Consider the following 26,182-nt stretch of genomic DNA (forward strand, 5'->3'; position numbering starts at 1 on the left):
GCCAAGGCCACCTTGACCGAGGTCACGCTGGACATCCACCACGAACAGCACAGGAGGCGACGCGATGAGTGACCCGATGAACGTCCTGGCCCCCGAGCACCGGCGGCTCCGGATCGGCGCCGCCTGGCGCGACGCCGCCGGCGGAGCCACCTTCGCCGTCGAGGACCCGGCCACAGGCAAGACCATCGCCGAGGTGGCGGACGCCGACGTCGTCGACGGGCTCGCCGCTCTGGACGCGGCCGGCAAGGCGATGGCGGAGTGGGCGGCGACCCCGCCGCGAAAACGGTCGGAATTGCTGACCGCGACGTACCGGGCACTGACCGAGCGATCCGAGGAGGCCGCCCGGCTGATAACGCTCGAGATGGGCAAGCCGCTCGCCGAGGCCCGGGGAGAGGTGGCCTACGGCGCCGAGTTCTTCCGTTGGTTCGCCGAGGAGGCGGTGCGCGTCGAGGGGCGCTACAACACCGCTCCCGCTGGTGGATATCGCATCCTCACCGTGCCGAAGCCGGTCGGACCGTGCGTCTTCGTGACGCCCTGGAACTTCCCGCTGGCCATGGGTACCCGCAAGATCGCTCCTGCGCTGGCGGCGGGCTGCACGACGATCACCAAACCGGCGGCCCAGACGCCACTCACCATGCTGTTCCTGGCCCGCATCATGGAGGAGGCCGGAGTTCCCCCGGGCGTCGTCAACGTCGTGACGACCACGCGGGCCGGCGAGGTGGTCTCGGCACTGCTGGCCGACCGCCGGACCCGCAAGCTCTCGTTCACCGGGTCGACCGAGGTCGGGCGCGTGCTCCTCCGGCAGGCGGCGGACAACGTGCTGCGCACCTCCATGGAGCTGGGCGGCAACGCGGCCTTGATCGTGTGTGCCGACGCGGACCTGGACGTCGCGCTCGACGGCGCCATGGTGGCCAAGATGCGCAACCTCGGGGAGTCCTGCATCGCGGCCAACCGAATCTACGTCGAGGAGCCGGTGCGCGAGGAGTTCACGGCGCGCTTCGCCGAGCGGATGGGCGCGCTCTCGGTGGGCCACGGTCTCGACGACGGCGTGGACGTCGGGGCGTTGATCGACGAGGCGTCGGTCACCAAGCTCGACGAGCTCGTCGCCGACGCGGTCGATCGCGGCGCCCGTGTCCTGGTGGGCGGCGAGCGTCCGGACGGGCCGGGCTACTTCTACCCGCCTACGGTCCTCGTCGACGTGCCCGAGGACGCGCGGCTGCTGGGGACGGAGATCTTCGGCCCGGTGGCGCCGATCATCTCGTTCACCTCCGACGACGAGGTGATGGCGAAGGCCAATGACACCGAGCACGGCCTCGTCGGATACGTCTTCACCCGTGACCTCCAGCGGGCGCTCCGGTTCACCGAGGGGCTGCAGACGGGGATGGTCGGCGTCAACCGTGGCTTGATCTCGGACCCGTCAGCTCCGTTCGGCGGCGTGAAGCAGTCCGGGATCGGCAAGGAGGGGTCGCACGAGGGCATCCTCGAGTACCTCGACGTCACCTACGCGGCGATCGACCTACCGTGACCGGCCTGCTGCTCCAGGTGCCCGCCGAGGATCGCCGCCGGCACCCGGGGACGCCGTCGACTCCGCCGGTGCGCGCGCCTGCGCCACCCGGCAGCCGGCCTGCCGACGCGGTCCCGGTCCCGCAGGTGACCTGGACGTCCGTCCAGCGAATCACCGCCGACGCTCCAGAGAGGCACTGACATGCTTGAGACCGTCCGCGGGCCACGCCAGCTGATCGTGGGCGAAGGGGTCGCGCAGAACATTCCACGAGTGGTGGCCGAGTGTGGCTCGCGAGTCCTCATCGTGACCGACCGGGTTCTTCTGGGGCAGCCGGGCGTGGCCGAGATCGTGGCCACCGTGCGGGAGAAGGTCGAAGTCGTCGGGGTGTTCGCCGACGCGACTCCGGACGTGCCACTCGCCGATGTCGCCCTGGCCGTCTCGGCCGCCGCCGAGGTGGACGCCGACGTCATCCTCGCCATCGGGGGTGGCACGGTGATCGACCTCGCCAAGATGGTCGGCGTCATCCGGTGCCACGGTGGGACGCCGCGCGACTTCTACGGCGAGTCGAAGGTGCCGGGGCCGACGATTCCGCTCGTCGCGGTCCCGACGACGTCAGGCACCGGCTCCGAGCTCACACCCGTCTCGGTGCTGACCGACCCGGACCGTGCGCTGAAGGTGGGGGTCTCCAGCGTCCACATCGTGCCCGACTTCGCCATCGTCGACCCCGAGCTCACCTACACCTGCCCGGCGACCGTCACTGCCCACTCCGGCATCGACGCGTTCTGTCACGCGGTGGAGAGCTACACCGCGCGACCCAGGGCCCACGGCCCGCGCGACCCGGTGGAGCAGGTCTTCCTCGGCCGCAACCCGATCACCGATCACTACGCGCTCCTGGCCGCGGAGCGGATCGCCCGCAGCTTGCCCCATGTCGTCAGGGACGGAGGCGACAAGGACGCGCGCGCGGACATGTCCTATGGGTCCATGCTGGCCGGGCTCGCGTTTTCCCACGCGGGCAACGCGGCTCCGCACGCCCTCCAGTACCCCATCGGCGCAGCCACCCACACACCGCACGGCCTGGGCGTCGGGCTGCTGCTGCCCTACGCGCTGGACGCGGCCAGGGATGCCATCGGCGACCGGTTGGCCATCCTCGCCGGGGTGTGCGGGCTCGACGTGACCGACGCCTCGGAGGCGGAGGCCGCCGATACGTTCCTCACCTGGCTCGACGGGCTCCTCGCCGACATCGGCATCCCTGCCACCTTGGCGGACATCGGAGTGGCACGCGCCGACCTCCCGCGCTTCGCGGAGATGGCCGGCGGTGTCACCCGCTTGATCCAGAACCATCCGGGCCCGACCGACACGGCCAGCCTGACCGCGATCCTCGAAGCGGCCTGGCTCGGGGACCGGAGCCGACACGTCCTGACTCCTGAGCAGGGATGGTGACGGGCATTTTCACGTGACGACGAGTTCGCTGCCCTCCCCGGGTAGCGGATCGCCTCCATGGGAGCCGCCCATTCGCCGCCGCCCCGGCATGACGGCATGACGGCATGACGGCATGACGGCGTCACGGCGTCACGGCGTCACGGCGTCACGGCGTCACTCGGAGGAGAAGGCGGCGTCGAAGGCGGCGGCCGGCGGGGTGATGGCGTTGAGCGAGCGGATGTAGGCGAGGGATTCCGGCGCGCCGTGCAGCCGGTCCATGCCCGCGTCCTCCCACTCGATGGAGATCGGGCCGTCGTAGCCGATGTGGTTGAGCGCCCGGAAGCACGCCTCCCACGGCACGTCGCCCCGGCCGGTGGACACGAAGTCCCAGCCGCGCCTGGGGTCGGCCCAGGCCAGGTGGGAGGACAGGCGGCCGCGCCGTCCGTCGCGGGTGGCGACGCGGGCGTCCTTGCAGTCCACGTGGTAGATGCGGTCGGCGAAGTCGAGGATGAAGCTCGCCGGGTCCAGGTCCTGCCACACCATGTGCGAGGGGTCCCAGTTCAGGCCGAAGGCCGGCCGGTGCCCGATGGCCTCCAGCGCGCGCACCGTCGTGTGGTAGTCGTAGGCGATCTCGCTGGGGTGCACCTCGTGGGCGAAGCGCACGCCGACCTCGTCGAAGACGTCGAGGATCGGGTTCCAGCGGTCGGCGAAGTCGGCGTACCCCGCCTCGATCATGGACGGGGGCACCGGCGGGAACATCGCCAGCGTGTGCCAGATCGACGAGCCGGTGAAGCCGACGACGGTCGTGACGCCGAGCGCGGCCGCCGCGCGGGCGGTGTCCTTGATCTCCTCGGCGGCGCGCTGCCGGACGCCTTCCGGCTCGCCGTCGCCCCAGATGCGGGCGGGCAGGATGCCCTGGTGGCGCTCGTCGACGGGGTGGTCGCAGACGGCCTGGCCGACCAGGTGGTTGGAGATCGTCCACACGCCGAGGTTGTACTTGGCCAGGGTCTCCTTCTTGCGTTCGACGTAGGAGTCGTCCGCGACGGCCTTGTCGACCTCGAAGTGGTCGCCCCAGCAGGCGATCTCCAGGCCGTCGTAGCCCCATTCGGAAGCCAGCCGGCAGACCTCCTCGAACGGCAGGTCCGCCCACTGCCCGGTGAACAACGTGACCGGTCTCGTCATGAATCCTCCACAGTCGTGAAGCGGCTGTCCTCAGCCGCGCTCTGCTCGGCGGCCGCCGGCATGCGCCGTACCCGCAGGCCGTCCTCGAAGGACGGGAAGGGGCCGGCGCCGGCGGCGAGGTGTGGTCGTGGAACCACAGGTTGTCCATGGGTTAGGTGGGACCGTGCCCCGCCCGCCTGACGGCGCCGGTTGGCACCGCCGCGGTGGCACCGAGGTCGGCGTCAACGGTGCCGCCGCGGCTCGGACGGCCGATCAGGCGGGCGGGACGTTCTGGGGGAGAAGGGGCAGGGACACAGCGGTGTCCGCCCGCCGGACGGCAGGTGCCGTGGCCGCGGCAGGCGGAATGTGCGGAGGTGGTGCGGAACAGCGATCAGGCGGGCGGAAGGTGCGAAGGACGGGGGCGGGTCAGGACGAGCGGGGAGAGCAGGCCGTCGGGGTTGCCTCGATGACCCCGGCGGCCGGAGACGTTCGGATGGAGATGCTGGTGGGGTCGGACAGGGCTCGTTCGGCGACGACACCGGCCGCGCCGCGCGAGGCGGCGCCGAAGCCGAGGTCGGAGGCGGCGAACCGGCAGCGTTCGACGGCGTCGCTCATGCCCGTGCGGGCCAGTTCGCGCTGCGCCGCGGGGATGAGCGGGTCGGCGAGCCGGGCGAAGTAGCCGCCCAGCACGATCACCCGCGGGTTCAAGAGGTTGATGAGCAGGGCCGCGCCGATCCCGAGCCACCGGCCGACCTCCGCGACGGCGGCCTCGGCGCGCGGATCGCCGTCGGCTCGGCGCTGCTCGATCTCGGCCAGGCGCTCCTCCGGGTCGCGGACGACCTGCGGGCCGGTGCCGTACGGGCGGTGCGGCGTGGCCATGCGCACCAGCGCGGCCAGCCCGACCTTGGTCTCCCAGCAGCCGACGCGGCCGCAGCGGCACCGCTCGCCGGACGGATCGATCATGACATGGCCGATCTCTCCCGCGAACCCGTCCGCTCCGCCCAGGAGCCGGCCGCCGGAGATGACGCCGCCGCCGACGCCCACCTCGCCGGTGAGGCAGACCAGGTCGGGGATGCCCGCCGCGACGCCCGAGGTGTACTCGGCGAGGGCGGCGAGGTTGGCGTCGTTGTCCACCGCGATGGGGATGTCCCTCGCGACTCGGGACAGCCGCTCGGCCACCGGCACGCCGCGCCAGCCGAGGTTCGGGGCGACGACGACGGTGCCGGTGGTGGTGTCGACCAGGCCGGGGACTGCCACAGTGATCCCGGCCGGTGTGACCCCGAGCCGGCCGAGGTCGGCGACGGTCGTCTCGACCATGCGGGCCAGCTCGTCCAGTGAGCGTTCGGGGCCCGAGCCCATGGCGTCGAAGCCGATCCGCCGGTCGATGAGCACTCTTCCGGCCAGGTCGGTGGCGATCGCGGCGATGTAGTCGACGTTGACCTCCACGCCCAGGGCGCCGGCCCGGGAGCCGTCCAGGGCGAGCGCGACACCCGGGCGGCCGACGGAGCCCGCGTGCTGCGGCCCCATCTCCTTGACCAGCCCGCGGGCCTGCAACTCGTTCACCAGGCTGGTGACGGTGGCCTTGTTCAGCCCGGTCGAGACGGCGACGGCCGACCGGGAGCACGGGCCGTTCGCGCTCACGTGACGCAGCACGAGGGCGAGGTTGGAGCGGCGCACGGTGGCCTGGTCCGCGGGGGCTCCCGCGGGTCCGCCGCGACTCGCCGAGTCGGTCGCGTGGCCGTCGGCCCGGTCGTGGTCCACGCTCCTCCTCAATTAGTGCGGATGGCTAGCCGAATTAAAGGGGTCGGTCTCTGAGGACACAAGGGGGAAATCGATTCCAATTTATGTAACGTTCCGATAACTAATGCCGGAATGGCCACTGAAATGCGGGGACCTCGGCGATGCCAACTCGTTACGCACGTGAGGGGTGCACATTCAGACACTCGCGTGTTACAACTCCGATTAATTGATCTCAAAGATAAACAAAGGGGCGGGTGGTGCCCATGACGTACAAGCCGCCCAACCGTGCTCCAGGCGGCGCTCCGCCGGCGGGTCCCGCCGCGCTGCGCCGGGCGAACCTCTCCCTGGTGCTGCGGGAGCTGCGCGACCACAAGTCCCTCTCCCGTGCCCACATCGCCGAGGCGACCGGGCTGCACCGGGCCACCGTGTCCAACCTCATGGCCGAGCTCCTCGAACGGCGTCTGGTACGCGAGGTCGGCGTCGAGCACGTCGGCGCCGTCGGCCGCCCCAGACGGGCGGTCGCGCTGCACGGCGCGCACGTCGGCGCCCTCGGCATGGAGATCAACGTCGACTACATCGCGGTCCACGGCACCGACCTCAGCGGCCGGGTCCTGGTCGAGCGCCGGGTCGTCTACGACGCCATGGGCAGCGGCCCGGACAGCGCCGTGCGCCGGCTCGGGCTCGTGGCCAAGGAGGCCGTGGCGGCCATGCGGCGGGCCGGAGCGTCGCCCGCCGGCATCGTGGTGGCGGTCCCCGGGCTCGTGGACGTGGTACGCGGCGTCGTGACGCTCGCGCCGAACCTCTACTGGCACGACGTGCCCCTGGCCGACCAGCTGAGCTCCCTGCTGGGCCCGCTGCGCGTGCCCGTGCGGGTGGACAACGACGCGAACCTCGCCGCGCTGGCGGAGTACACCTCCGGCGTCGCCGCAGGCACGCCGTACCTGGTGTACCTCACCGGCGAGGTCGGGGTCGGCGGCGGCATCATCCTGGGCGGCGAGCTCCTGCGCGGCGCGGACGGATTCTCCGGCGAGGTCGGTCATCTGCAGGTGGACCCGAACGGCGCCCAGTGCGGCTGCGGCCGCATCGGGTGCTGGGAGACCAAGGTCGGCCTGGCCGCGCTCGTCCGCGCGGCCATGCCCGAGCAGGCCTACGGGCTGCCCGGCATGCCGGTGCCCGACCCCGGCGAACGGGTGGCCGACCTCGCCAGGGGCCTGGCCTCCGGCGACCGGCGAATGACGACGGCGGTGGCGCAGGTCGGCGAGTGGCTCGGGCTCGGCGGCTCGATCCTGGCCAACCTGTTCAACCCGCGCGTGATCGTCATCGGCGGCTACTTCGCCTCGCTGGCGCAGTGGCTGCTGCCGCATGCGCAGGACCAGCTACAACGGCTCGTGGTGGCCGCTCCCGCCGCCCAGTGCCGGTTCGTCGCCTCCACTCTCGGCTTCGGCGCCGCCTCCCGCGGCGCCGCCAGCATGGTGGTCAGCGACATCATCGACGACCCGACGACGATCATGAATTCACCGCCCCGGCCGGCACCTTACTGACGGCCCCCACAGGCCTGGAGACGGCACCCTCCAGCACCCCGCACCATCCGCTACCACCCAAGTGGCAACAGCGCGGCGGCGCGCGCCTTGCCTGACGTCCCCCCGGTCAGGAAGGGTTTTCCATGTCACCACGTCATCGAACGTGGGCCAGGCTGCTCAACGCGGTCCTGCCAGCACGCGGACGACGCCCGAGGCGCCGGACCGCGACGACGATGGCCTTAGCCCTCGTCGCCCCCTTCGTCACCCTCCTCGCGGCGCCCGTGAGCGCCGAGGCCGCCACGGCGGCCGAGCCCGCGTTCAAGGTGCTCGTCTTCTCGAAGACGACCGGCTTCCGGCACGACTCGATCCCCGAGGGCATCGCGGCCGTGCAGAAACTCGGCCAGGAGAACAACTTCGCGGTCGACACCACCGAGGACAGCGCGCTGTTCACCGACCAGAACCTGGCCCAGTACCAGGCCGTGGTCTTCATGTCCACGACCGGTGACCCGCTGGGCACGCAGGACCAGAAGGACGCCTTCCAGCGCTACATCCAGAACGGCGGCGGCTTCGTCGGCGTCCACGCCGCAGCCGACAGCGGCTACAACTGGGCCTGGTACGGCAAGCTGGTCGGGGCGTACTTCAAGTCGCACCCGGCGATCCAGCAGGCCACGGTCAAGGTCGAGGACCCGGCGCACCCGTCCACGAAGGACCTGCCGGCGACCTGGACCCGTACCGACGAGTGGTACGACTACCAGGCCAACCCGCGCGGCACGGTCCACGTGCTGACGTCGATGGACGAGAAGTCCTACACCGGCGCCACGATGGGCGCCGACCACCCGAACACCTGGTGCCACGACTACGACGGCGGCCGTTCCTGGTACACCGGGCTCGGCCACCTCAAGGAGAACTACAGCGAGCCCAACTTCCTGAAGCTGCTCCTCGGCGGCATCCAGACCGCCGCCGGCGCGGTCAGGGCCGACTGCTCGGCCTCGCAGAGCAGCAGCTTCGAGAAGGTCACACTCGACGACAACACCTCGAACCCGATGATGGTGGACGTCGCCAAGGACGGCCGGGTCTTCTACATCGACCGGCTCGGCGACGTCAAGATCATCAAGCCGTCCGGCGGCACGGTGACGGCGGCGAAGCTGGACGTCTTCACCGCCAACGAGAGCGGCCTGCTCGGGCTCACGCTCGACCCCGGCTTCGACACCAACCACTGGGTGTACCTGTACTACTCGCCCGCCGGGACGAACGTCGACCGGCTGAGCAGGTTCACCGTCACCGGCGACACCCTGGACCTGGCGAGCGAGAAGCGGATCCTCGACGTCCCGGTCCAGCGGGCCGAGTGCTGCCACCACGGCGGCGGCATGGTGATGGACCCCAGGACCGGCGATCTGTGGCTGGGCACGGGCGACAACACCAACCCGTTCGCCTCCGACGGCTACACGCCGATCGACGAGCAGTCCGGCCGCGCCAGCTGGGACGCCCAGCGCACCTCGGGCAACACCAACAGCCTGAGCGGCAAGCTGCTGCGGATCCACCCCGAGCCCGACGGCACCTACACCATCCCGTCCGGCAACCTCTTCCCGCCGGGCACGGCGAAGACCAAGCCGGAGATCTACGGCATGGGCTTCCGCAACCCGTTCCGCATCGGCCTCGACCCGAAGACGGGCCACATCATGCTCGGCGAGTACGGCCCCGACGCCGGCTCGGTGAGCGCCACCCGGGGCCCGCAGAACACGGTCGAGTGGAACCTCGTCTCCAAGCCGGGCAACTACGGCTGGCCCTACTGCGTCGGCAACAACACCCCGTACATCGACTACGACTTCGCCACCAAGCAGTCGGGGGCGCCGTTCAACTGCACCGCGCCGGTCAACGACTCCCCGAACAACGACGGCGTCACCGACCTGCCCACGATGGTGCCCGCGACGATCTGGTACCACTACGCGGCCGACCCGCAGAACTTCCCGGAGCTGAGCGGCGGCGCGCCGATGGGCGGCCCGGTCTACCGCGCCGACCCGAACCTGCAGTCGGACGTGAAGTGGCCGGCGTACTGGGACGGCAAGGCCGTGTTCGGCGAGTGGAACAACAACCAGGTGTGGTCGCTCCAGCTCGACGGGAGCGGCACCAAGCTCGTGGAGATGAACCGCATCCTCGGCTCCCTGTCGTTCAAGAAGCCGATGGACATGAAGTTCGGCCCCGACGGCGCGCTGTACCTGATCGAGTGGGGCTCCGGCTTCGGCGGCGACAACGCCGACTCCGGCATCTACCGGATCGAGTACACCAAGGGCACCCGCCCGCCGATCGCCCGCGCCACGGCGGACAAGACGGACGGGCCGCTGCCGCTGGCCGTCACGTTCTCCAGCGAGGGCAGCCGGGACCCGGAGGGCAAGACGCTCACCTACGCCTGGGACCTCGACGGCGACGGTGACACCGACTCCACCGACCCCAACCCCTCCTACACCTACGAGGAGGGCGGCGACTACAACGTGGTCCTGACCGTCAGAACCCCCGACGACAAGACCGCCACCGCCAGCGTCGCGATCAGCGCGGGCAACACCCGTCCCACCGTCACGGTGGACGTCCCGCCGAACGGCGCTTTCTTCGAGTTCGGCGACCAGGTGAAGTTCAAGGTCACCGTTACCGACGCCGAGGACGGCACGATCGACTGCGACAAGGTCAAGATCCAGGCGATCCTCGGCCACGACAGCCACGGCCACCCGCTCGACCAGCTCAAGGGCTGTGAAGGCACCCTGCAGACCCAGCAGGCGGGCCACGGCGAGTACGACAACCTCTTCTACGCCATCGAAGCCAGCTACACCGACGCAGGCGCCAACGGCGCCGGACCGCTGACCGGGCGGGGTCAGATCATCCTGGAGCCCAAGCGCAAGCAGGCCGAGCACTTCACACAGACCGGCAGGGTGACCGGCGGCCTGGGCACCGACGCCGCGGGAGTTCAGGCGGAAGCCACGAGCGACCCGCAGGGCGGCAACCAGCACATCGGGTTCGTCCAGGACGGCGACTGGTGGTCGTTCGACCCGGTGAGCCTGTCGAACGTCACCGCGATCCGGTTCCGCGCCTCCTCGGGCGGCGCCGGCGGCACCGTCCAGGTCAGGGCGGGCCACCCCGAGACCGGCACGCTGGTCGGCTCGGCCGAGGTGACGCCCACCGGCGGCTGGCAGACGTTCACCGACGTCACGCTCGACGTGACCGGCCCGCCGGCGGAGAGCGGACCGCTGTACTTCGTCGTGCGCAAGCCCGCGAGCGCGGCGAACAACGCCTACCTGGCGAACTTCAACTGGGTCGACTTCGTCGGCAAGGGCGCCACGGACAACCAGCGTCCGGTCGTGACCGCGACGGCGACGCCGGCGGCGGGCGTCGCCCCGCTGAAGGTCGACTTCAAGGCGACGGCCACCGACCCGGAAGGCGACCCGATCACCTACAAGTGGAACTTCGGCGTGAACGGCGCGCCGGAGCCTGCCACGGCCGAGGCGAGCCACACCTACACCGCGCCGGGCACCTACACGGCCGTGGTGACCGTGTCCGATGACAAGGGCGCGTCGGCCACCGCGCAGGTCCAGGTCAAGGTGGACGCGCCGGCCACGGTGTGCTTCACCGGCCGTTCCGACGACTTCCTGGGCGGCCAGCTCGACCGGGACCGCTGGTCGGTCATCAGGGAGAACCAGGACCTCAGGGTCGCCGACGGCAAGCTGGTGATCCCGACCTCGACCACCGACATCTACAGCGCGGGCGGCAACACGCCGAACATCGTGGTGCAGCCGGCGCCGTCGGGCGCCTGGACCGCCACCGCCAAGCTCACGCTGGACGCGCGGGACGCGTACCAGCAGGCGGGCTTGACCATCTACGGCGATGACGACAACTACGCCAAGATGGTGCTGCAGGCGCGCTCCACCTCGGGCTCGAACCACGCCGACCGCATCTTCCAGTTCATCCGGGAGGAGAACGGCAGCCCCAACGAGGTGTCGCAGAGCAACACGGCCACTCTTGGGGACGCCTACCCCGACACGGTGTACGTGCGGTTCGTCAGCGACGGAACCAACATCACCGCCCACTACTCCGCCGACGGCACCACGTTCACCGCGATGCCGCAGACCAAGTCGCTCGCCGGGATCACCAACCCGAAGATCGGCCTGATCTCGCTGGCGGGGGCCAACCACCCGGTCGTGGACGCGTCCTTCGACTGGTTCCACCTCACGCCGGACGACAGGGCGACCGGGCCGGACCCGGACGACGAGTTCGACGGCACGGCCCTCGACGCCTGCCGCTGGACCGCGATCGTGCGCCCCGACGCCACGGCGGTGCGCGTGAGCGACGGCAAGCTGGAGCTCGACACCACGACCGGTGACATCTACGGGACCGACAACACCGGCCCGAAGAACCTCATCCTGCAGCCGGCCCCGAACGGCGACTGGACGCTGGAGACCAAGGTGGACGCCTCGGCCCTCAACGAGCAGTACCAGCAGGGCGGCCTCATGGTGTACACCGGCGACGACGACTACGTGAAGCTCGACTTCCTCACCACCAACGCCGCCGGGTCGGCAGCGGCGCGGAGCATCGAGCTGCGCAGCGAGGTCGGCGGCACCGTGCAGAACCCGCAGCCGCAGGTGAACAACCTCACCACCGGCGTGTGGTGGCTGCGGCTCAAGAAGGAGGGCGACACCTACACCGGGTCCTACTCCGCCGACGGCCAGACCTGGACGGCACTGTCCGCCGCGGTGCAGAACAGCGCGGTGGCCACCGGCGCCAAGGTCGGCGTGTACACGATCGGCACCAACCAGTCGGCGTCGAAGAAGGTCACGTTCGACTACTTCCGCCTCGCCGAGGCGGCGGCCGAGGACGAGACCGCGCCGGTGACGACGGCGACGACCGATCCGGAGCAGCCGGCGGGCGGCACGTTCCCCGGCCCGGTGTCGGTCACGCTGCGGGCCACCGACGAGGCCGGGGGCAGCGGGGTCGACAGGACCGAGTACCGGCTCGACGACGGCGACTGGACCGCCTATACCGGACCGGTCACCGTGACCGGCGACGGGCAGCACGAGCTGCGCTACCGCTCGGCCGACAAGGCGGGCAACGTCGAGGAGGCCAAGACGCTGACACTGACGATCTCGGCGTCCACGCCGCAGGTCGACCTGACGGTCTCCGCCTCGTCCCGCTGCATCGGCACCTCGGCGTACGTGGCGGTCACGGCCGTCAACGGCTCCGACGTGCCGGTGACGGTGACGCTGACCACCCCGTTCGGCTCGAAGACCGTGGCCGGCGTGGCCCCGGGCAAGCAGGCGTACCAGTCCTTCAACAGCCGGGCCGGGCAGATCGACGCCGGCACGGTGACCGTGAAGGGAGTCGCGACGATCGGCGGCGAGCAGGTCACCTCGTCGTACGACGCCGACTACCCGGCGCTCAGCTGCCGCTGACCGCACCGGCGGTGACCACTGTCCGCGCGACCGTGGCCACCGCCCCAGCAGAACCGGGGCCGGCCGGCCGATCGGCCGGCCGGCCCCGCCCCCCATCAATGGAGCGAAGACATGAGAATCAACAGGACCACGCAACTGCTCGCCGCGGCGGTGCTCGGCGTCGCGCTCGCGGGCGTCGGCGTGGCCGGTCCCGCGGTGGCGGACGACGACCCCGAGAAGGGCATCGACGTCACGGTGACGATCGAGCCCAGCACCACTGCGGGCCAGGTGTCCATGACCGTCGCCGACAGCGGCGGCGTGTCCCTGCAGGAGGACGGCTCCAACGCCGCCGCCCGCCAGTTCGTCGGCACCCTGCCGACGGTCACGGTGACCGACACCCGCCGGCCCGAGGAGATCCCCGCCGGCGACTTCTGGGCGGTCGTCGGCCAGGCCAGCGAGTTCACCGCGACGAGCGGCTCCGCGCCGCCCATCGGCCCGCAGTACCTGGGCTGGCGGCCGCACCTGCTGACTGGCTCCTCCTCCGGGGCGGTGGAGGCCGGTGAGCCCGTCTCCAGTGTCATCTCCGACGGCTCTGGAGCGCCGGCCGTCGGTCTGCAGGGCCAGGAGCTGCTGGTGTCGACGGCGAACTCCGCCGACGAGATCGGCACCTGGCAGGTCAACGCCGACCTCGCGCTGCGCACCCCCGCCGACGTCACCGCCGGCGAGTACCGCTCGACCCTCACGCTCTCCCTGTTCAACCAGTCCTGAACGTTCGCCAGTCCTGAACGTTCGCCGGTCCCGAACGCTCGCCAGACTCGAACGTTCACCGGTCCCGAACGTTCGCCGGTCCCGAACGTTCACCTGGTCCTGAACCGGAGGCAGGACGCCATCGCCCGCTCCGGCCGATCCGGGGCCCGCGCCCGCCCGGCGCGGGCCCCGGACGGCCACGACGAGACTGGAGACCTCTCTTGACCGTAAGCCGCCCGCGAGGCGTCCTCGCCCGCCTCGCCGTCCTCCCCGCTCTCGGCGTCGCGATGCTGGCCGCCATGGTGGCGTTCGCCACCCCGTCCGGCGCCGACACCACCTGGTCGGTCGTGCCGGCCAACGCCGACGGTCCCGACGGCCGCAGCGTCATCGACCTGGAACTCGCCGGCGGCCAGCAGGCCGTCGAGCACGTGGCGGTCATCAACCGCTCCACCGAGCCGGTGGACTTCGCGATCGACGCCAACGACGGCTACCTGACCTCCAAGGGCCTTTTCGACATGCGGCCCTCCGACGCCGAGCCCACCGACGGCGGCGCCTGGATCACGGTCCCCGGGAAGGTGACCATCGCCGCCGGGGCCACGTCCGTCGTTCCCGTGACGGTGTCGATTCCCCGCAACGCGACGCCGGGGGACCACCCCGCGGGCGTGACCGCGTCCCTGGAGACCGTCTCCGGCCAGGTACGGGTCCAGAACCGGGTGGGCGTCCGCCTGAACATCCGCGTCACCGGCGACTACGTGGCCAAGGTGGCCGTGACCGGCGTCCGGGCCGAGTACGTGGGCTCGTGGAACCCGTTCGCCGCCGGATCCGTCGAGGTGACCTACACCGTGGCCAACGAAGGCAACGTCCGGCTGGTCACGGACAACCAGGTGCTGACGTCCACGCTCGTGGGGGAGAGCGGCTGGAACGACCCGTCCGCGGCCAGGGCCAGGGAGCTCATGCCGGGCGGCAGCCGCACGTTCGTCGCGCGGGTGCCCGGCGCCTGGCCGCTGGGAGTCATCGGCACGACCGTCATGGCGGTACCCTCACCCGCGGGCGAGCCGCTTCCCGGCGTCGCCGCCCAGCGGGCGGCGGTCGGCACCACGGTGTGGGCGCTGCCCTGGCCGCAGCTCGGCTCCCTCGCCCTCCTCGTCCTCGCCTTCTTCGCCATCCGGCTGAACGCCGCCAGGCGCCGCAGGCGCATCGAACAGCTGATCATGCTCGCCCGCCAAGGCGCGGCCCAGGAGGCGTGAGCGCCCCCGACAACCGCCCCCAGGAGGTGGCCACCATCAACCGACCCAGGCAACCGGCCCCGGCCCGGCCCGCGACGCGGGGCCGCGTGCTCGCCCTCGCGTTCGCGTTCGCGTTCGCGCTCGGCGCGCTCGTCGCCGGCGGCGTGGTGTTCGGCGTGACCCGGCCGAGCTCGATCGAGCAGGCGGCCGACCGCCTCCGCGCCGAGTCCGCGCTGCGCGACCGGACACAGATCAGGACCCTGACGGAGCTGGCCCGCGGCACGCGGACCCGGCTCCTGCCCGTACTCGACGGGCTCGCCCTGGTCCTGCCGGGTGACGGCGCAGCGGGGCCTGTCGCGGTGACCGCAGCCGACGTCGAGAAGTGGCGGCAAACCGCCGCCGCGGCCGTCCAGGGCTTCGCCGACCCGCCGTCCGGCGAGACCGCCACCAACGTGGCGCGGTCGAGTCTCGCCTCCGCCGTGCGGCAGTTCGCCACGACCGTCGACACGTACGCGATGGCGCGGGACCTCACAGGACCGGCCCGCGCCGCCGCCCTCGACCTGGCCGCCCGGCAACGCGCCGACGCGCTCTTCACCTGGTCGATCGGGGCCACCGCCCTCGACGCCGTGAACATCGACGCCGGCTACGGCCACCAGCACGTGTTCCTGCCCACATCACCCGGCGAAGGGGCGCTCACCCCCGACACCGAACCCGAGGGGAGTCACCACCAGTGAAAAAGGCACCGGCATACGTCCTCACCGTCCTGCTGGCCGGGCTCGCGCTGGTGCTCGGCGCACCGGCCGCCGCGGCCCACGGCGGGCCGATCAAGCTGGAGGTGACAGGAGACGGCGCCGACAACGTCAACGTGCTGGTGACATACAAGGAGGACGGCCATCCCGTCACGGAGATCGTCGCGGCGACGCTGAAGGCGACCTCGGCCGACGGCCGGTCGTTCGGGCCGGTGCCGCTCAGGTCGGCGCCCGAGGGCCAGAACCTCTACCACTCCGCCGAGCCGCTGCCGAGCGGGGAGTGGCGGGTCACCGTGACCGCGACCGAACCGTCCAAGGCGAAGGCGACGGTGCGGGTGAAGGCGGGCGTGGTCGCCGCCGCGCCCGCCGTCGCGGCCCTTCCCGCACTGGACCAGCCGACGAGCCAGCCGACGAGCCAGCCGACGAGCCAGGCGACGAGCCAGGCGACGGCCTCCGCGCGGAACGGGGCCGCCGCGGCGACGACCGCGGGGGACGACGACGGCGCGGCGGGGACTCCCCTCATGATCGGCGTCATCGTCCTGGCGGCGCTGGCCGCCGTCGCGGCCTGGATCGTCTTCGCCCGGCGCCACACCCGCGCGGGCGCCGGGCACTGACGGACCTCGCGGGCCGGTTGCGGCCCGTGCGGTTCAGCCCGGGTAGGGCCGGTTGGTACCGGGGCGGGGTGAACGAGCCGTACCGGGGAGCGGTGCCGGTCGCGGACGCCGCACGGGCGTTCATCGCCGCGGCGGACGTCGCGGGCCAGCGTCCGCTCCGCAGCCGGTCGAGCATCATCACCAGCGCCGCCCGCCGCCGTGTGGCGTGCGGCGTGCTGTCCGTGGGCGCCTACCGGGATTGGACGCTCGTCCTGCAGACGGTGGGCGTCAAGAGCATACGGACAGGGAGACGCCGTGACACTCGGGAGGCTCGACGTGGTCGCGATGGCGCTGCCGCCCCGGCGCAGGTGACCGAACGATCGATCAGAGCGACGGCGCAATTTTCGCACCCACAAGCGCGAGCAATTCCTGTGGGCTTTGATCAGCTGACAGCACTCGGGTTGAGTGCGCCGTGGGAGCTGCGCGTTCAGGTGAGGCGGGGCTCTGCAGGCGATGGCGACGTTCGGCCTCCTGCGCCGTCAGCGCCAGGCCCGGGACGGACGGGCCCATCTAGGAGCCAGGCGATCGAAGTGCCCAGAGTAGTCGCCAGGCCGTCGAGGACCGGCACATTCGTCGTCTTGGTGCCGGATCCTGGCTTCCAGCTCGGCCATGGACAAGCCGCCGGGCGAGGAAGAGAGCGTGTCTCGCAATATGATACAAACTATCTCTAATATTGGGACATTGCTAACGTCCCGGTCATGCGCACAAGATCTAAGTGGGTTGCGCTGGGGCTGGGCACGGCGGCTCAGACCTCGGGCACGATCTATCTCTACGGCCTGCCGTTCCTGCTCCCCGCCCTGCGCGAGTCAACCGGCATGACTCTGCCCCAGCTCGGCTTCCTGCTCGCCTGCCCGTCCATCGGCATGGTCGTGGCCATGTTGGGCTGGGGCGCCATCGCGGACAGACACGGTGAGCGGCTGATCATCGGAGCCGGGCTCGGGCTTGGCGGGCTGCTGCTGAGCCTGGCCGGGCTGGCCTCGGGGGTACTGATGGGCGTGCTGCTGGTGCTGGCGGGCGCGGCGGGCTCGGCGGTGTACGCGGCGAGCGGGCGACTGGTCGTGGGCTGGTTCGAGCCGGGCCGGCGTGGGCTGGCCATGGGCATCCGGCAGGCCTCGCAACCCCTCGGCGTGGCCGTGGCCGGCGTGGCGTTGCCCGCGATCGCCGAGCAGTGGGGCATCCGGGTCGCCTTCGCGGTACCGGCGGGGATCTGCATGGCCGCCGCGCTGGTGACCGTGCTGCTGCTCGCCCCGGCACCAAGGGCGACCGTCAGCTCCAACGACCCGAACGCGGCCTCCCCGTACCGGAGAGGATCGTCAGTGTGGCGCGTGCACGTCGCCAGCGCCCTGCTGGTCATCGGGCAGATCACCGTGGGCACCTTCGCGTTCGACTACCTGGTGCGGGGCCTCGGCTGGACACCCACCATGGCAGGGCCGTTGCTGGGGGCGGCACAGCTGATCGGCGCGGCCGCCCGGATCGGGGCCGGACGATGGTCGGACCGCTCACCCGGCAAGGGCGGCCCGCTGCGCCGCCTCGCCCTGGTCAACACCATCACCCTGGCCGCGTTGGCCTCCTCCGTGGCGCTGGACGCCTGGCCGGGCCCCTGGCTGCTGGTCGTGGCGATCGTGGCGACGGTGAGCTGGCACGGCGTCGGCTACGCGGCCGTCGCGGAGCTGGTGCCCGTCTCGTGGTCGGGCCGCGCGATGTCGGTCCAGACGATCGTACAGAACCTCGCCTCCTCGGCCACCCCGCCCGCGATGGGCACGCTCATCGCGACCCTTGGCTACGCCGCAGGCTTCGGTACCGCCGCACTGTTCCCGCTCGCCGCGGCGATCACCGTAACGCCACTGACCTCGCGAACAGGCAGAGCAGTCCCCGAGGTCAGCACGTAGAACCGCCTGATCACCTGGCGACAGCAACCCGGTGCCACGAGAGTCCACCCGGGCGGCAAGGTGACCGGGGCGGCGTAGCGCCGCGAGCCCGGCGCGAACGCATCCCCCGAGCGCCGCCCGCACCACGCAGAGCTCCCAACAGTGCCGGTAGGCGGTCTCGTCACCGTCTCTACGCGCCTGGCCAGGCACTCGGCATGGCGGGCCGGAACGAACGAGGTGAGGCGCCCTCGGGCACCTTGCGGCCGCTGCTCTCATTCAACCGCTTCTCAGCACGCCGACGCCCATGGCGTCGCAGAAGGTCAATCCACTGAGGTCGACGACCAGCGGTGAGGGTGCAGCCGCCGTGACTAAATCCCGTCCGGGGGCAGGGCAGGGCTTCGCGGTTGTCACCGTCACATCCCGTACCCCGGCTCGCTCGGGCCCATGAACTCCGGCGAGAACTGCCTGCGACGCCTCGTCACGTTCCTACCTCTTCCAGACTGCTGTCCGCGTGTGACATCACGGGCGTGCTCGCCTTACTGTTCCCTTGTCCTCTGGCATGGTGCGAGTCCCAGTCGTCGTTGTACCACTCGATGACCACCCTGCGTCGCCGCCTGCTCACCTCGGTCCACCGGCGCGGCCTGACCCCGCTGTTCTCGCTGCAGGCCCGCCCGCGTGGTGAGGTGCGCTTCGATCTGAGCGCCTGGTTGATCATCGGTGCTCCCGGCTCGTTCGGCGGTGCATGAGGGGTCATGTTCCTCCTGTGGTGAAACGCTCCCGATACGCCGCAGGCGTGACGCCGAAGCGCTGCTTGAACAGCCGGTGGAGCGTCTCGACGGAGCCGAACCCGACCGCGTTCGCGATGGTCCTGAGCCCGTTGCCGGTGTGGAGGAGGTGCCGCGCGGCGGCATCGAGCCGGACCGACTCCACATACTGCGCTGGTGTCATCCCGACCTGCTGACGGAAGATTCGTGAGAAGTGCCGAACACTGAGGCTCGCCCGGCACGCGAGCGCGTCGTTGGACAGATCCTCGGTGAGGTGGTCCGGAATCCACGCCTGCAGGCGGGCGATCTGAGCGTCGGTGGCTGAGGGGTAGGCCAGAAGCTCGCTGAACTGGCTTTGACCACCTGGTCGTCGCATGTACATGACGAGCCACCGGGCGACACGGCGGGCCAGCTCGGCATGATGGTCGTGGGCGACCAGAGCGAGTGCGAGGTCTATCCCGGTGGACACGCCCGCGGACGTCCACACGTGCTCGTCGCGTACGTAGATGGCGTCAGGTTCGACGGCCACCTCGGGATGGTCGGCTGCGAGCTGGGCCGCCGTCGCCCAGTGTGTGGTCGCCCGCCGCCCGTCCAGTAATCCGGCGGCAGCCAGCATGTGCGCTCCCGCACAGACCGAAGCTATGCGGGAGGCGCGGTGAGCGGCGGGGGTGGCCAGCCACTGAACAAGCGAATCCGCCTCCAGCGCCTTCACCCCGCCCTCATCGAACACCAGGCCACCTGGCACGATGAGAGTGCCGATCTCGTGCGGCAGGCCCTTCCACGAGAGGTCGGCTGCGATGGAGGTGCCTCCGGCACAGCGGACGAGCCCGGGCCGAGGGCCGGCGATCAGCGTCTTGTAGCCGGGGACGTCCTTGTTCAGCAGGCGATCGGCGGTGGAGAACACCTCGATCGGGCCGGCGACGTCGAGAAGCTCTACGCCGTCGACCACGGCGATCACGACGATGTGAGGGGGCATTTCGCCCACTGTGCAGCATCGCCAGGATGTCCGCAATGACAAGGAGATGTCATCTACGGACATATCTCGGCCAGATGCGGCGGTGTCCGAATCTGGCATATGCGTGTCCTTGCGGACATCGGTCGCGCCCGCCCACGATGGTGCCCGTCCAATTCCCTGACGAACGGACCCATCCGATGCTCCCCACGGTTCCTCGAACGCCCACATCCCAGGCGGCCGCCGACCTCGCCGCCGAGGCCGCGCCCGCCTACCTGCTCAATCACAGCTACCGCACCTATCTCTTCGGCCGGTGCATCGTCCCCGAGCCCGAAGTCGACGATGAGGCGGCCTTCGTCGCGGCGATGATCCACGATCTCGGCCTCACCGACGCCTACGCCGGCGAGAGCGAGTTCGCACGCGCCGGTGCCGATCTCGCGTGCCGCTTCCTCGAAGGGCGCGGATGGGACCTTGAGCGCATCCAGCTGGTGGAGGAGGCGATCCTGCGGCACACCAACCTCGTGGCTGAGCAGGTGCCCGTCGTCCGGCTGGTCCAAGCGGGGGCGGCCCTCGACGTCGCCGGACTCGGCCGGGAAGGACTCGCATCCGATGATCTCGCCGAGATCTTGACGGCCTATCCGCGGCTTGACTTCGCATCGAGCATGCGAAACAGCTTCCTCGATGAGGCCCACCGGCATCCGGAGGGCGCCTTCGCCCAGCTCGAACGAGCCATCGCACTCTCCGGTCGATTCGGCAGCAACCCGATCGACGCTGCAAGCGCATGAATCACCATCCAGCACCGTCAACTCCAAGGAGCGGAACCAGCCACCCGACTGGGTCACGCGCATGGCGGTGTCCGTTCCAGATGCGTGGGGGGATTGTCGGAGGGGGGCCGTGGTGTGGTGTCCCGGGCTAGACTGATCTCACTCCAGTGCGCCACCAGCAGCGATCGTCCTCCATCGCGGTCCACCACGACCCGAAGGCCACGGCGTGGACCGTGCTCGGTATCGAGCACGGCACGCCATCAAGCTGTCCTCCAAGCCGTCCGCGACCAGGACGCCCTCGGAGCGGTGCGCCAGGTGCGGTCGTCCGAGCCTTGACCTGCAGCGCGATTTCTTCGGCCTGGAGCGAAGCGATCGGGAGTGCGGGCGCCGCCCGGCCGGGAAGAAAGGGGGAAAGGCCGGCGGGCCGGTGATCCCGATGCCGGCCAGTCAGTCGTTAGGCCCAGAGAGCTGACCGGCCTCCTTGCGCATCGGAGCCGTACCCCGCAGCGTTTGAGACCATCGGCGGCGGTAGTCACCGGGGGTGACTCCGTACCACTTGCGGAAGGCCAGGTGGAAGCCGACCGTGGACTCATAGCCGACGCGCTCGCTGATCCGGCTGTGAGAAAGCCCGGTATCGCTCAACAGGCGCGCGGCCTCCTGCATGCGGCGGGCCGTCAGGTGCCGCATCGGCGCCTCACCGACCAGCTCGCGGAAGGTCGACGCGAACGCCGAACGCGACAGCCCGGCCTGGGCTGCCAGTGACTCCACCGTCCAAGGCTCGGCGAATCTGGTCTGTACGACGTGCAGCGCCGTCCCGATCGCCGGATGATGTAACGCCCGCAGGATCGCAGAGCCCTCGGCCAGCTCGCCCACCGCGGCCCGCAGCGCCAGCACGAAGACGAGCTCGAAGGCACGCAGCGTGACCAGCGTCGCGCCGCCTTCGGCCAGGTGCCACTCGTTCGCCAGCCGCCCGAGGACGTCACGGAGCAGTCCGTGACCTTCCAGCGCAGCCTGGTCGAGGACCAGGACGGGCGGCAGTACTCGATAGAGTGGCGAGACGGCGGCCCGGTCGTAATGGAGCCCGCCGCAGAGCAGGACGGTCCGCTCGCCGGGCCCGCCGAGTTCGACAGTGCTCATGCCGCCCGGCGGCCGCTCGGGCAGCACAGAGGCGAGCGGCACGGTGGGTCGCCCCGGCCGGTCGCCCAGCCGGTGGGCGCTGCCGTGCGGGAAGACGGCCAGGTCCCCGGCGCGCAGCAGCACAGGCTCGGCGCCGGGCAACTCGACGGCGCAGGTGCCGTCATGCACATAGTGCAGCAGCGCGCAGTCCTCGCCCTCGCCTGCGATGCCCCACGGCGCGCCGGCCTGCCAGCGGCTGTGGAAGACGCCCTCCAGGCGCAACGGGGCCAGCAGAGCGCTCAGCAGGTCACCCTTCACCCGGACGATCCTTAAATAGCCTGATATTTCTCTTTATCGAGCGTATCGCGGATGCGGTCGATGCTGTCTGGCATGACCTTTCTTGTAATCGGGGCGGCAGGCGCTCAGGGCGGCGCGGTCGCTCGGCGACTCGTCGCTGAGGGGCACACGGTGCGCGGCCTGACCAGGAGCGGCCGAGTGCCGCATGGAGTGGAGCCGGTCGCCGGTGATCTCGGCGACGCTGAGGCGGTGAAGGCGGCCTTCGCCGGGGTGACACACGCGTCCGTGACACTGCCCCTGGTCTACGAGCCGGACACGGTGGCCGCGTACGTTCGCCATGTGCGCGACTCCGCGCTGGCGGCCGGGGTGCGGCGGCTGGTGTTCAACACCGCCAACCGGCTGCCCGAGGACACCACACAGGTGGCGGCCTTCGAGACGCGCCGGTGGGCGATGCGTACGCTGCAGTCGGCCGGTCTGCCGGTCGTGGTGCTGTGCCCGCCGGTCTACTTGGACAACCTGGCGGCGCCGTGGGTGGCGGGTCCGCTGGCGGCCGAGGGCGTGCTGCGCTACCCGCTGCCCGCCGACCTGCCGGTGCCCTGGCTCTCGCTCGACGATCTGGGCGCCATCACGCACGCCGCGCTCGTGCGTGACGATCTGGAGGGCGCCGTGCTGAAGATCGGCGGGCCCGACGTGGTGACCGGCGATGAGCTGGCTGACGCCTTCGGCGCCCAGTACGCCGCGCAGGATCCGGCTGACTTCGAGTCGGGCCTGGCGATGGCGCTGGGCGCATCGAAGGCCGCCGAGGTGGCGGCCACCTACCGCTGGGCCGCCGCCGACCACGATCTGTTCGCGCCCGTCCCCGCAGTGGCCGATCTGCTGGGCCTACGGCTGACGCCGTTGCGCACCTGGATCACCGCCCAGCGCTGGGCGACCCGGTGAACGCCGTGGAGGCGGAGATCGTCCGTCACCACAAGGTCATCGAACGCTGGCTGACCGGCGCCGCCGCACCGGAAGAGTTCGCCCGCTTCGCCGACGCCCACGCCCCCGGCTTCACGCTCATCACCCCCGACGGCCGAACGCTCTCCCGCGACCAGGTCCTCGCCGAGGTCGAGCCACTCTACGGGAACGCGCCCGGGCTGACGGTCGAGATCCGCCACGTGCGATTCGTCGCATCCGAAGGAGCCCTCCTCGTCGCCACCTACCAGGAGGTCCAGCCGGATGGGATCCGGCAGTCCACCGTGGTCTTTCAGGGCGCCAAGTGGTTGCACCTGCACGAGGTCTGGCTACCGTGACGGCGTGCTGCCGCAGGAGACGCTGGGCGAGGCTCGGCTCCTCGACGACGAGGGGTCATTGACCGGGCTGCGTGGCGGGCAGGTGCTCAACGAGCTGTGAGCACGACACCGGCCGGCTGCGCGCTGCGGCAGATCGTCCATGATGGAACGGTGGGCTCGGCCAGCCAGAACGAGGGACCGCGTGCGGAGCGGCCGCGGCGGCGGAGGTTCACGTCCGAGTACAGGCAGGCGATCCTGGCCGAGCACCACCTGTTGTCGCATATCACCATGAACTGGCGCGGCAGGCCCCTGACCAGCCACGAGGTCGTGGTCAACAGCATTGCCGCGACCCGCACCCGCACCGGGCTGACCGTCGCGGCCGAACTGGACACCAACGCCTACCCGCTGGGCGTGTCGGTGTCCGCCGAGCGGATGAGCATGCTGCCGATCACCCCGCGTACCGAGCGCGGCTCCTGGAACTACACGATCGGCCCGGCAGACGACACCCGCACCAACCCGTATGTGACGACGGGCGCGTATCCGGTCCGAAAGCCTGCACGCTTTGGCCGATCCCCGGCCGACCGGGATGAGCCGAGAGGAGCTGAACGAGCTGGCTGCGTCTTCGGCCCCGGATCAGGCGGCCCTGGCCGAGCAGCCCGTTGACATGTTCCTGACTTACTACCGGGCAAAGCCACTGGATCAGGACACCTCCCCGCCTCCCCGGGCGTCACATCCTCGATGCGGGCCCGAATCCACCACACGTCGCCGCTTGCCGTGAAACTTTCAATATGTTCCAGGTTGAACGATGCGATACGTGCCAGCAAAACGGCACGGGAACGCCGCCCGTCACGTCAGAGGAGCGAGCGCGCCTTGACGGGACCTGCATGCCTCGTATTTGCTCCGTCGCACCACCACCCATCGGCAGGAACGGGCGCGGCAAAGCGATGTAAACGATGACACGGTTTTCCGTCATGCCCTCCATCACGCCAGTTCCGCACGGATGAGAGGACTGATCCAGCTCATGTTAACGCTAACCGAGGCGCTGGCACCGTCCCTCCCTGCGGTGCCGCAGGCAGGTGAGTGATGATGCGGCGCAAATCCGTCCTCGCCGCTGTCATCGCGGCGGTGCTTCTCGCGGTGGCCACCGGCGGTACGGCGCTGGGCAGCAGCGCAACCACGTCACGTGCGGCGAGCGCCGCCGCGGCGACGCCAGGATGCGGCAAGACTCCAACGCTCAGAAGCGGCACGCACTCGATTCAGAGCAGCGGCCGGACTCGTTCCTTCATCCTGAGAATCCCCGACAACTACAACAACAACAACCCCTACCGGTTGATCTTCGGCTTCCACTGGCTCAACGGCACCGCCAACGACGTCGATACGGGCGGGAGCAGCGGATTCACCTGGTCTTACTACGGGCTCAGGCAACTGGCGAACAACACCGCGATCTTCGTTGCCCCCCAGGGCCTGAACAACGGCTGGGCCAACTCCGGCGGCGAAGACCTGACCTTTGTCGACGACATGCTCAGGCTGATCGAAGCAGACCTGTGCGTCGACACCACACAGCGGTTCGCCGGAGGCTTCAGCTACGGCGGCGGCATGAGTTACGCCCTGGCCTGCGCCCGGGCGACGGTCTTCCGCGCCGTCGCCGTCTACTCCGGCGCACAACTCAGCGGATGCAGCGGCGGCACCCAGCCCATCGCCTACATCGGGCTACACGGTCTCAGGGACAACGTCCTCAACATCTCTCAGGGCCGGTCGCTGCGCGACAGGTTCGTCAGGAACAACGGATGCACTGCCCAGAACCCCCCGGAGCCGGCACAGGGCAGCCTGACGCACACCGTCACCACCTACTCGGGATGCCAATCCGGGTACCCGGTCGCATGGGCGGCGTTCGACAGCGGTCACACTCCGGGGCCAGTGGACGGGTCCACCGCTGAGGACGGCGCACGTACCTGGACCAAGACAGTGGTGTGGAACTTCTTCAACCAGTTCCAGAGCACGAACGACACCACACCGCCGACCTCGCCGGGCACTCCCGCCGTCTCCAACGTGACCGCCACCAGCGCCACCCTGACCTGGACGGCATCCACCGACCAGGGCGGCTCCGGCCTGGCCGGTTACAACGTCTACCGCGTGACGGGCGCCACCGACCCGCTGCTCGGCCAGTCCGCCACCAACTCGATCACCCTGACCGGGTTGACCGCCGACACCGCGTACCAGGTCTATGTACGCGCGCGGGACGGCGCGGGCAACCTGTCGGCCAACTCCCCGTTCGTCGCGTTCACCACGACCTCCACCGGCGGCGACACCACACCACCGACCGCCCCGGCCGGGTTGGCGGCCTCCGGCACCACCGCCGACGGCACCAACCTGTCCTGGAGCGCCTCCACTGACGACGTCGGGGTGACCGGCTATGACATCCTGCGCGCACCTGGGGCCACCGGCGGCACCTTCGCCCAGGTCGGCACCTCTGCCACGACCTCGTTCAGCGACACGGGCCTGACCCCGGGCACCACCTACCGTTACCAGGTCCGCGCCCGGGACGCCGCCGGCAACCTCTCGCCGGTGTCCAACACGGTTCAGGTCACCACCAGCGGCGGCACCACCGGGACGTGCACGGCCACGGCGACCGTGCAGAGCCAGTGGGGCACCGGCTATGTGATCCAGCCGGTGACCGTCACCAACACCAGCACCTCGACGATCACCAGCTGGACGGTCACCTTCACGCTCCCGGCCGGGCACACGCTGACCGGCTCGTGGAACGCCACCGTCACCACCGGCGGGCAGACCGTCACGGCCAAGAGCGTGAGCTTCAACGGCACGCTGGCCCCCGGAGCCAGCACCACCAGCTTCGGCTTCCAGGCCGGCCGCCCCGGCGGCAACACGGCCCTGCCCTCCGGATACACCTGCACCAGCGCGTAATCTCGCGACCGGAGATCGGCCCAGCCCCCAGGCGAACGTCTCGGCGGGGCTGGGCCGCACCCGTTCTTCCTCACCGCTGCTGACAGCGCCGGCGCGCT

At 70.6% G+C, this 26,182-nt stretch carries 19 protein-coding genes and 1 pseudogene; 15 read left to right on the plus strand and 5 right to left on the minus strand.

Annotated elements, in window-relative coordinates; all coding sequences use genetic code 11:
• Window positions 1-64: 64 nt before the first annotated feature.
• Together LCN96_RS15475 and LCN96_RS15480 are read left to right on the plus strand one after the other, a co-directional pair.
• Complete coding sequence (locus tag LCN96_RS15475) at window positions 65-1,525, plus strand: NAD-dependent succinate-semialdehyde dehydrogenase (RefSeq protein ID WP_225273323.1); 1,461 nt, start codon at window positions 65-67, stop codon at window positions 1,523-1,525.
• A gap of 180 nt (window positions 1,526-1,705) precedes the next feature.
• On the plus strand, window positions 1,706-2,944 hold the full coding sequence (locus LCN96_RS15480) for an iron-containing alcohol dehydrogenase (protein WP_225273324.1): 1,239 nt from the start codon (window positions 1,706-1,708) through the stop codon (window positions 2,942-2,944).
• Window positions 2,945-3,097: 153 nt separating this feature from the next.
• On the opposite strand, the gene LCN96_RS15485 is transcribed toward LCN96_RS15480, so the two are convergent.
• The 3 genes from LCN96_RS15485 to LCN96_RS15495 all read right to left on the minus strand — a co-directional run bounded on the left by LCN96_RS15485 (window position 3,098) and on the right by LCN96_RS15495 (window position 5,845).
• On the minus strand, window positions 3,098-4,105 hold the full coding sequence (locus LCN96_RS15485; protein ID WP_225273325.1) for a sugar phosphate isomerase/epimerase family protein: 1,008 nt from the start codon (window positions 4,103-4,105) through the stop codon (window positions 3,098-3,100).
• Entirely contained in the window at window positions 4,102-4,242 is a 141-nt protein-coding gene (locus tag LCN96_RS15490) for a hypothetical protein (protein ID WP_225273326.1), read from the minus strand. Before LCN96_RS15490 ends, LCN96_RS15485 begins: the two co-directional genes overlap by 4 nt.
• Before the next feature lie 268 nt (window positions 4,243-4,510).
• Window positions 4,511-5,845, minus strand: a complete 1,335-nt coding sequence (locus LCN96_RS15495; protein ID WP_225273327.1) for an ROK family transcriptional regulator — start codon at window positions 5,843-5,845, stop codon at window positions 4,511-4,513.
• 242 nt (window positions 5,846-6,087) lie between these two features.
• On the opposite strand from LCN96_RS15495, the gene LCN96_RS15500 reads away from it, so the two are divergent.
• From LCN96_RS15500 to LCN96_RS15535, 8 genes are all read left to right on the plus strand, one after another.
• Window positions 6,088-7,365 carry an ROK family transcriptional regulator gene (locus LCN96_RS15500; protein WP_225273328.1) on the plus strand — a complete coding sequence of 426 codons (1,278 nt, stop codon included), beginning with the start codon at window positions 6,088-6,090 and terminating at the stop codon, window positions 7,363-7,365.
• Between the two features lie 212 nt (window positions 7,366-7,577).
• Window positions 7,578-12,776: a ThuA domain-containing protein gene (locus LCN96_RS15505; RefSeq protein ID WP_225273329.1), complete on the plus strand. Its 5,199-nt coding sequence runs from the start codon at window positions 7,578-7,580 to the stop codon at window positions 12,774-12,776.
• Between the two features lie 111 nt (window positions 12,777-12,887).
• A complete protein-coding gene (locus LCN96_RS15510; RefSeq protein WP_225273330.1) occupies window positions 12,888-13,523 on the plus strand; it encodes a hypothetical protein in 636 nt (211 codons plus the stop codon).
• A 200-nt stretch (window positions 13,524-13,723) separates the two neighbouring features.
• The gene (locus LCN96_RS15515; protein WP_225273331.1) at window positions 13,724-14,749 is read left to right on the plus strand and encodes a COG1470 family protein; all 1,026 of its coding nucleotides are present in this window, start codon (window positions 13,724-13,726) and stop codon (window positions 14,747-14,749) included.
• Window positions 14,746-15,462, plus strand: coding sequence for a hypothetical protein (locus LCN96_RS15520; protein ID WP_225273332.1), 717 nt, complete (start codon window positions 14,746-14,748; stop codon window positions 15,460-15,462). Before LCN96_RS15515 ends, LCN96_RS15520 begins: the two co-directional genes overlap by 4 nt.
• Entirely contained in the window at window positions 15,459-16,091 is a 633-nt protein-coding gene (locus LCN96_RS15525; RefSeq protein WP_225273333.1) for a hypothetical protein, read from the plus strand. Before LCN96_RS15520 ends, LCN96_RS15525 begins: the two co-directional genes overlap by 4 nt.
• 737 nt (window positions 16,092-16,828) lie before the next feature.
• The gene (locus tag LCN96_RS15530) at window positions 16,829-18,019 is read left to right on the plus strand and encodes an MFS transporter (protein ID WP_225273334.1); all 1,191 of its coding nucleotides are present in this window, start codon (window positions 16,829-16,831) and stop codon (window positions 18,017-18,019) included.
• Window positions 18,020-18,591: 572 nt separating this feature from the next.
• On the plus strand, window positions 18,592-18,744 hold the full coding sequence (locus LCN96_RS15535) for a hypothetical protein (RefSeq protein ID WP_225273335.1): 153 nt from the start codon (window positions 18,592-18,594) through the stop codon (window positions 18,742-18,744).
• Window positions 18,745-18,748: 4 nt separating this feature from the next.
• Here LCN96_RS15535 and LCN96_RS15540 read toward each other — a convergent pair whose 3' ends face one another.
• Window positions 18,749-19,738, minus strand: a complete 990-nt coding sequence (locus LCN96_RS15540) for a GlxA family transcriptional regulator (RefSeq protein WP_225273336.1) — start codon at window positions 19,736-19,738, stop codon at window positions 18,749-18,751.
• Between the two features lie 176 nt (window positions 19,739-19,914).
• Here LCN96_RS15540 and LCN96_RS15545 point away from each other — a divergent pair, with 176 nt between their 5' ends.
• Window positions 19,915-20,499 (plus strand): HD domain-containing protein, encoded by a 585-nt coding sequence (locus tag LCN96_RS15545; protein WP_225273337.1) that lies wholly within the window; start codon window positions 19,915-19,917, stop codon window positions 20,497-20,499.
• Between the two features lie 426 nt (window positions 20,500-20,925).
• Here LCN96_RS15545 and LCN96_RS15550 read toward each other — a convergent pair whose 3' ends face one another.
• A complete protein-coding gene (locus LCN96_RS15550) occupies window positions 20,926-21,912 on the minus strand; it encodes an AraC family transcriptional regulator (RefSeq protein WP_225273338.1) in 987 nt (328 codons plus the stop codon).
• Window positions 21,913-21,984: 72 nt separating this feature from the next.
• On the opposite strand from LCN96_RS15550, the gene LCN96_RS15555 reads away from it, so the two are divergent.
• The 4 genes and pseudogenes from LCN96_RS15555 (at window position 21,985) to LCN96_RS15570 (ending at window position 26,084) form a co-directional block, all read left to right on the plus strand.
• A complete protein-coding gene (locus LCN96_RS15555) occupies window positions 21,985-22,830 on the plus strand; it encodes an SDR family oxidoreductase (protein ID WP_225273339.1) in 846 nt (281 codons plus the stop codon).
• Window positions 22,827-23,183 (plus strand): DUF4440 domain-containing protein, encoded by a 357-nt coding sequence (locus tag LCN96_RS15560; protein ID WP_225273340.1) that lies wholly within the window; start codon window positions 22,827-22,829, stop codon window positions 23,181-23,183. Before LCN96_RS15555 ends, LCN96_RS15560 begins: the two co-directional genes overlap by 4 nt.
• A 240-nt stretch (window positions 23,184-23,423) precedes the next feature.
• Window positions 23,424-23,684: pseudogene (locus tag LCN96_RS57640) on the plus strand (ISAzo13-like element transposase-related protein); the annotation flags it as partial.
• A 561-nt stretch (window positions 23,685-24,245) separates the two neighbouring features.
• Window positions 24,246-26,084 (plus strand): fibronectin type III domain-containing protein, encoded by a 1,839-nt coding sequence (locus LCN96_RS15570; protein ID WP_225273341.1) that lies wholly within the window; start codon window positions 24,246-24,248, stop codon window positions 26,082-26,084.
• Window positions 26,085-26,182: the final 98 nt, after the last annotated feature.

The sequence above is a fragment of the Nonomuraea gerenzanensis genome (assembly GCF_020215645.1).
In the GTDB taxonomy this organism is placed as follows: Bacteria; Actinomycetota; Actinomycetes; order Streptosporangiales; family Streptosporangiaceae; genus Nonomuraea; species Nonomuraea gerenzanensis.

Excerpts from the sequence above, each read along its gene's own strand:
- LCN96_RS15475 (WP_225273323.1), top strand. The coding sequence starts at position 65 with ATGAGTGACCCGATGAACGTCCTGGCCCCCGAGCACCGGCGGCTCCGG.
- LCN96_RS15480 (WP_225273324.1), top strand. The coding sequence starts at position 1,706 with ATGCTTGAGACCGTCCGCGGGCCACGCCAGCTGATCGTGGGCGAAGGG.
- LCN96_RS15485 (WP_225273325.1), bottom strand. The coding sequence starts at position 4,105 with ATGACGAGACCGGTCACGTTGTTCACCGGGCAGTGGGCGGACCTGCCG.
- LCN96_RS15500 (WP_225273328.1), top strand. The coding sequence starts at position 6,088 with ATGACGTACAAGCCGCCCAACCGTGCTCCAGGCGGCGCTCCGCCGGCG.
- LCN96_RS15505 (WP_225273329.1), top strand. The coding sequence starts at position 7,578 with ATGGCCTTAGCCCTCGTCGCCCCCTTCGTCACCCTCCTCGCGGCGCCC.
- LCN96_RS15510 (WP_225273330.1), top strand. The coding sequence starts at position 12,888 with ATGAGAATCAACAGGACCACGCAACTGCTCGCCGCGGCGGTGCTCGGC.
- LCN96_RS15530 (WP_225273334.1), top strand. The coding sequence starts at position 16,829 with ATGCGCACAAGATCTAAGTGGGTTGCGCTGGGGCTGGGCACGGCGGCT.
- LCN96_RS15535 (WP_225273335.1), top strand. The coding sequence starts at position 18,592 with ATGACCACCCTGCGTCGCCGCCTGCTCACCTCGGTCCACCGGCGCGGC.
- LCN96_RS15540 (WP_225273336.1), bottom strand. The coding sequence starts at position 19,738 with ATGCCCCCTCACATCGTCGTGATCGCCGTGGTCGACGGCGTAGAGCTT.
- LCN96_RS15545 (WP_225273337.1), top strand. The coding sequence starts at position 19,915 with ATGCTCCCCACGGTTCCTCGAACGCCCACATCCCAGGCGGCCGCCGAC.
- LCN96_RS15555 (WP_225273339.1), top strand. The coding sequence starts at position 21,985 with ATGACCTTTCTTGTAATCGGGGCGGCAGGCGCTCAGGGCGGCGCGGTC.
- LCN96_RS15570 (WP_225273341.1), top strand. The coding sequence starts at position 24,246 with ATGATGCGGCGCAAATCCGTCCTCGCCGCTGTCATCGCGGCGGTGCTT.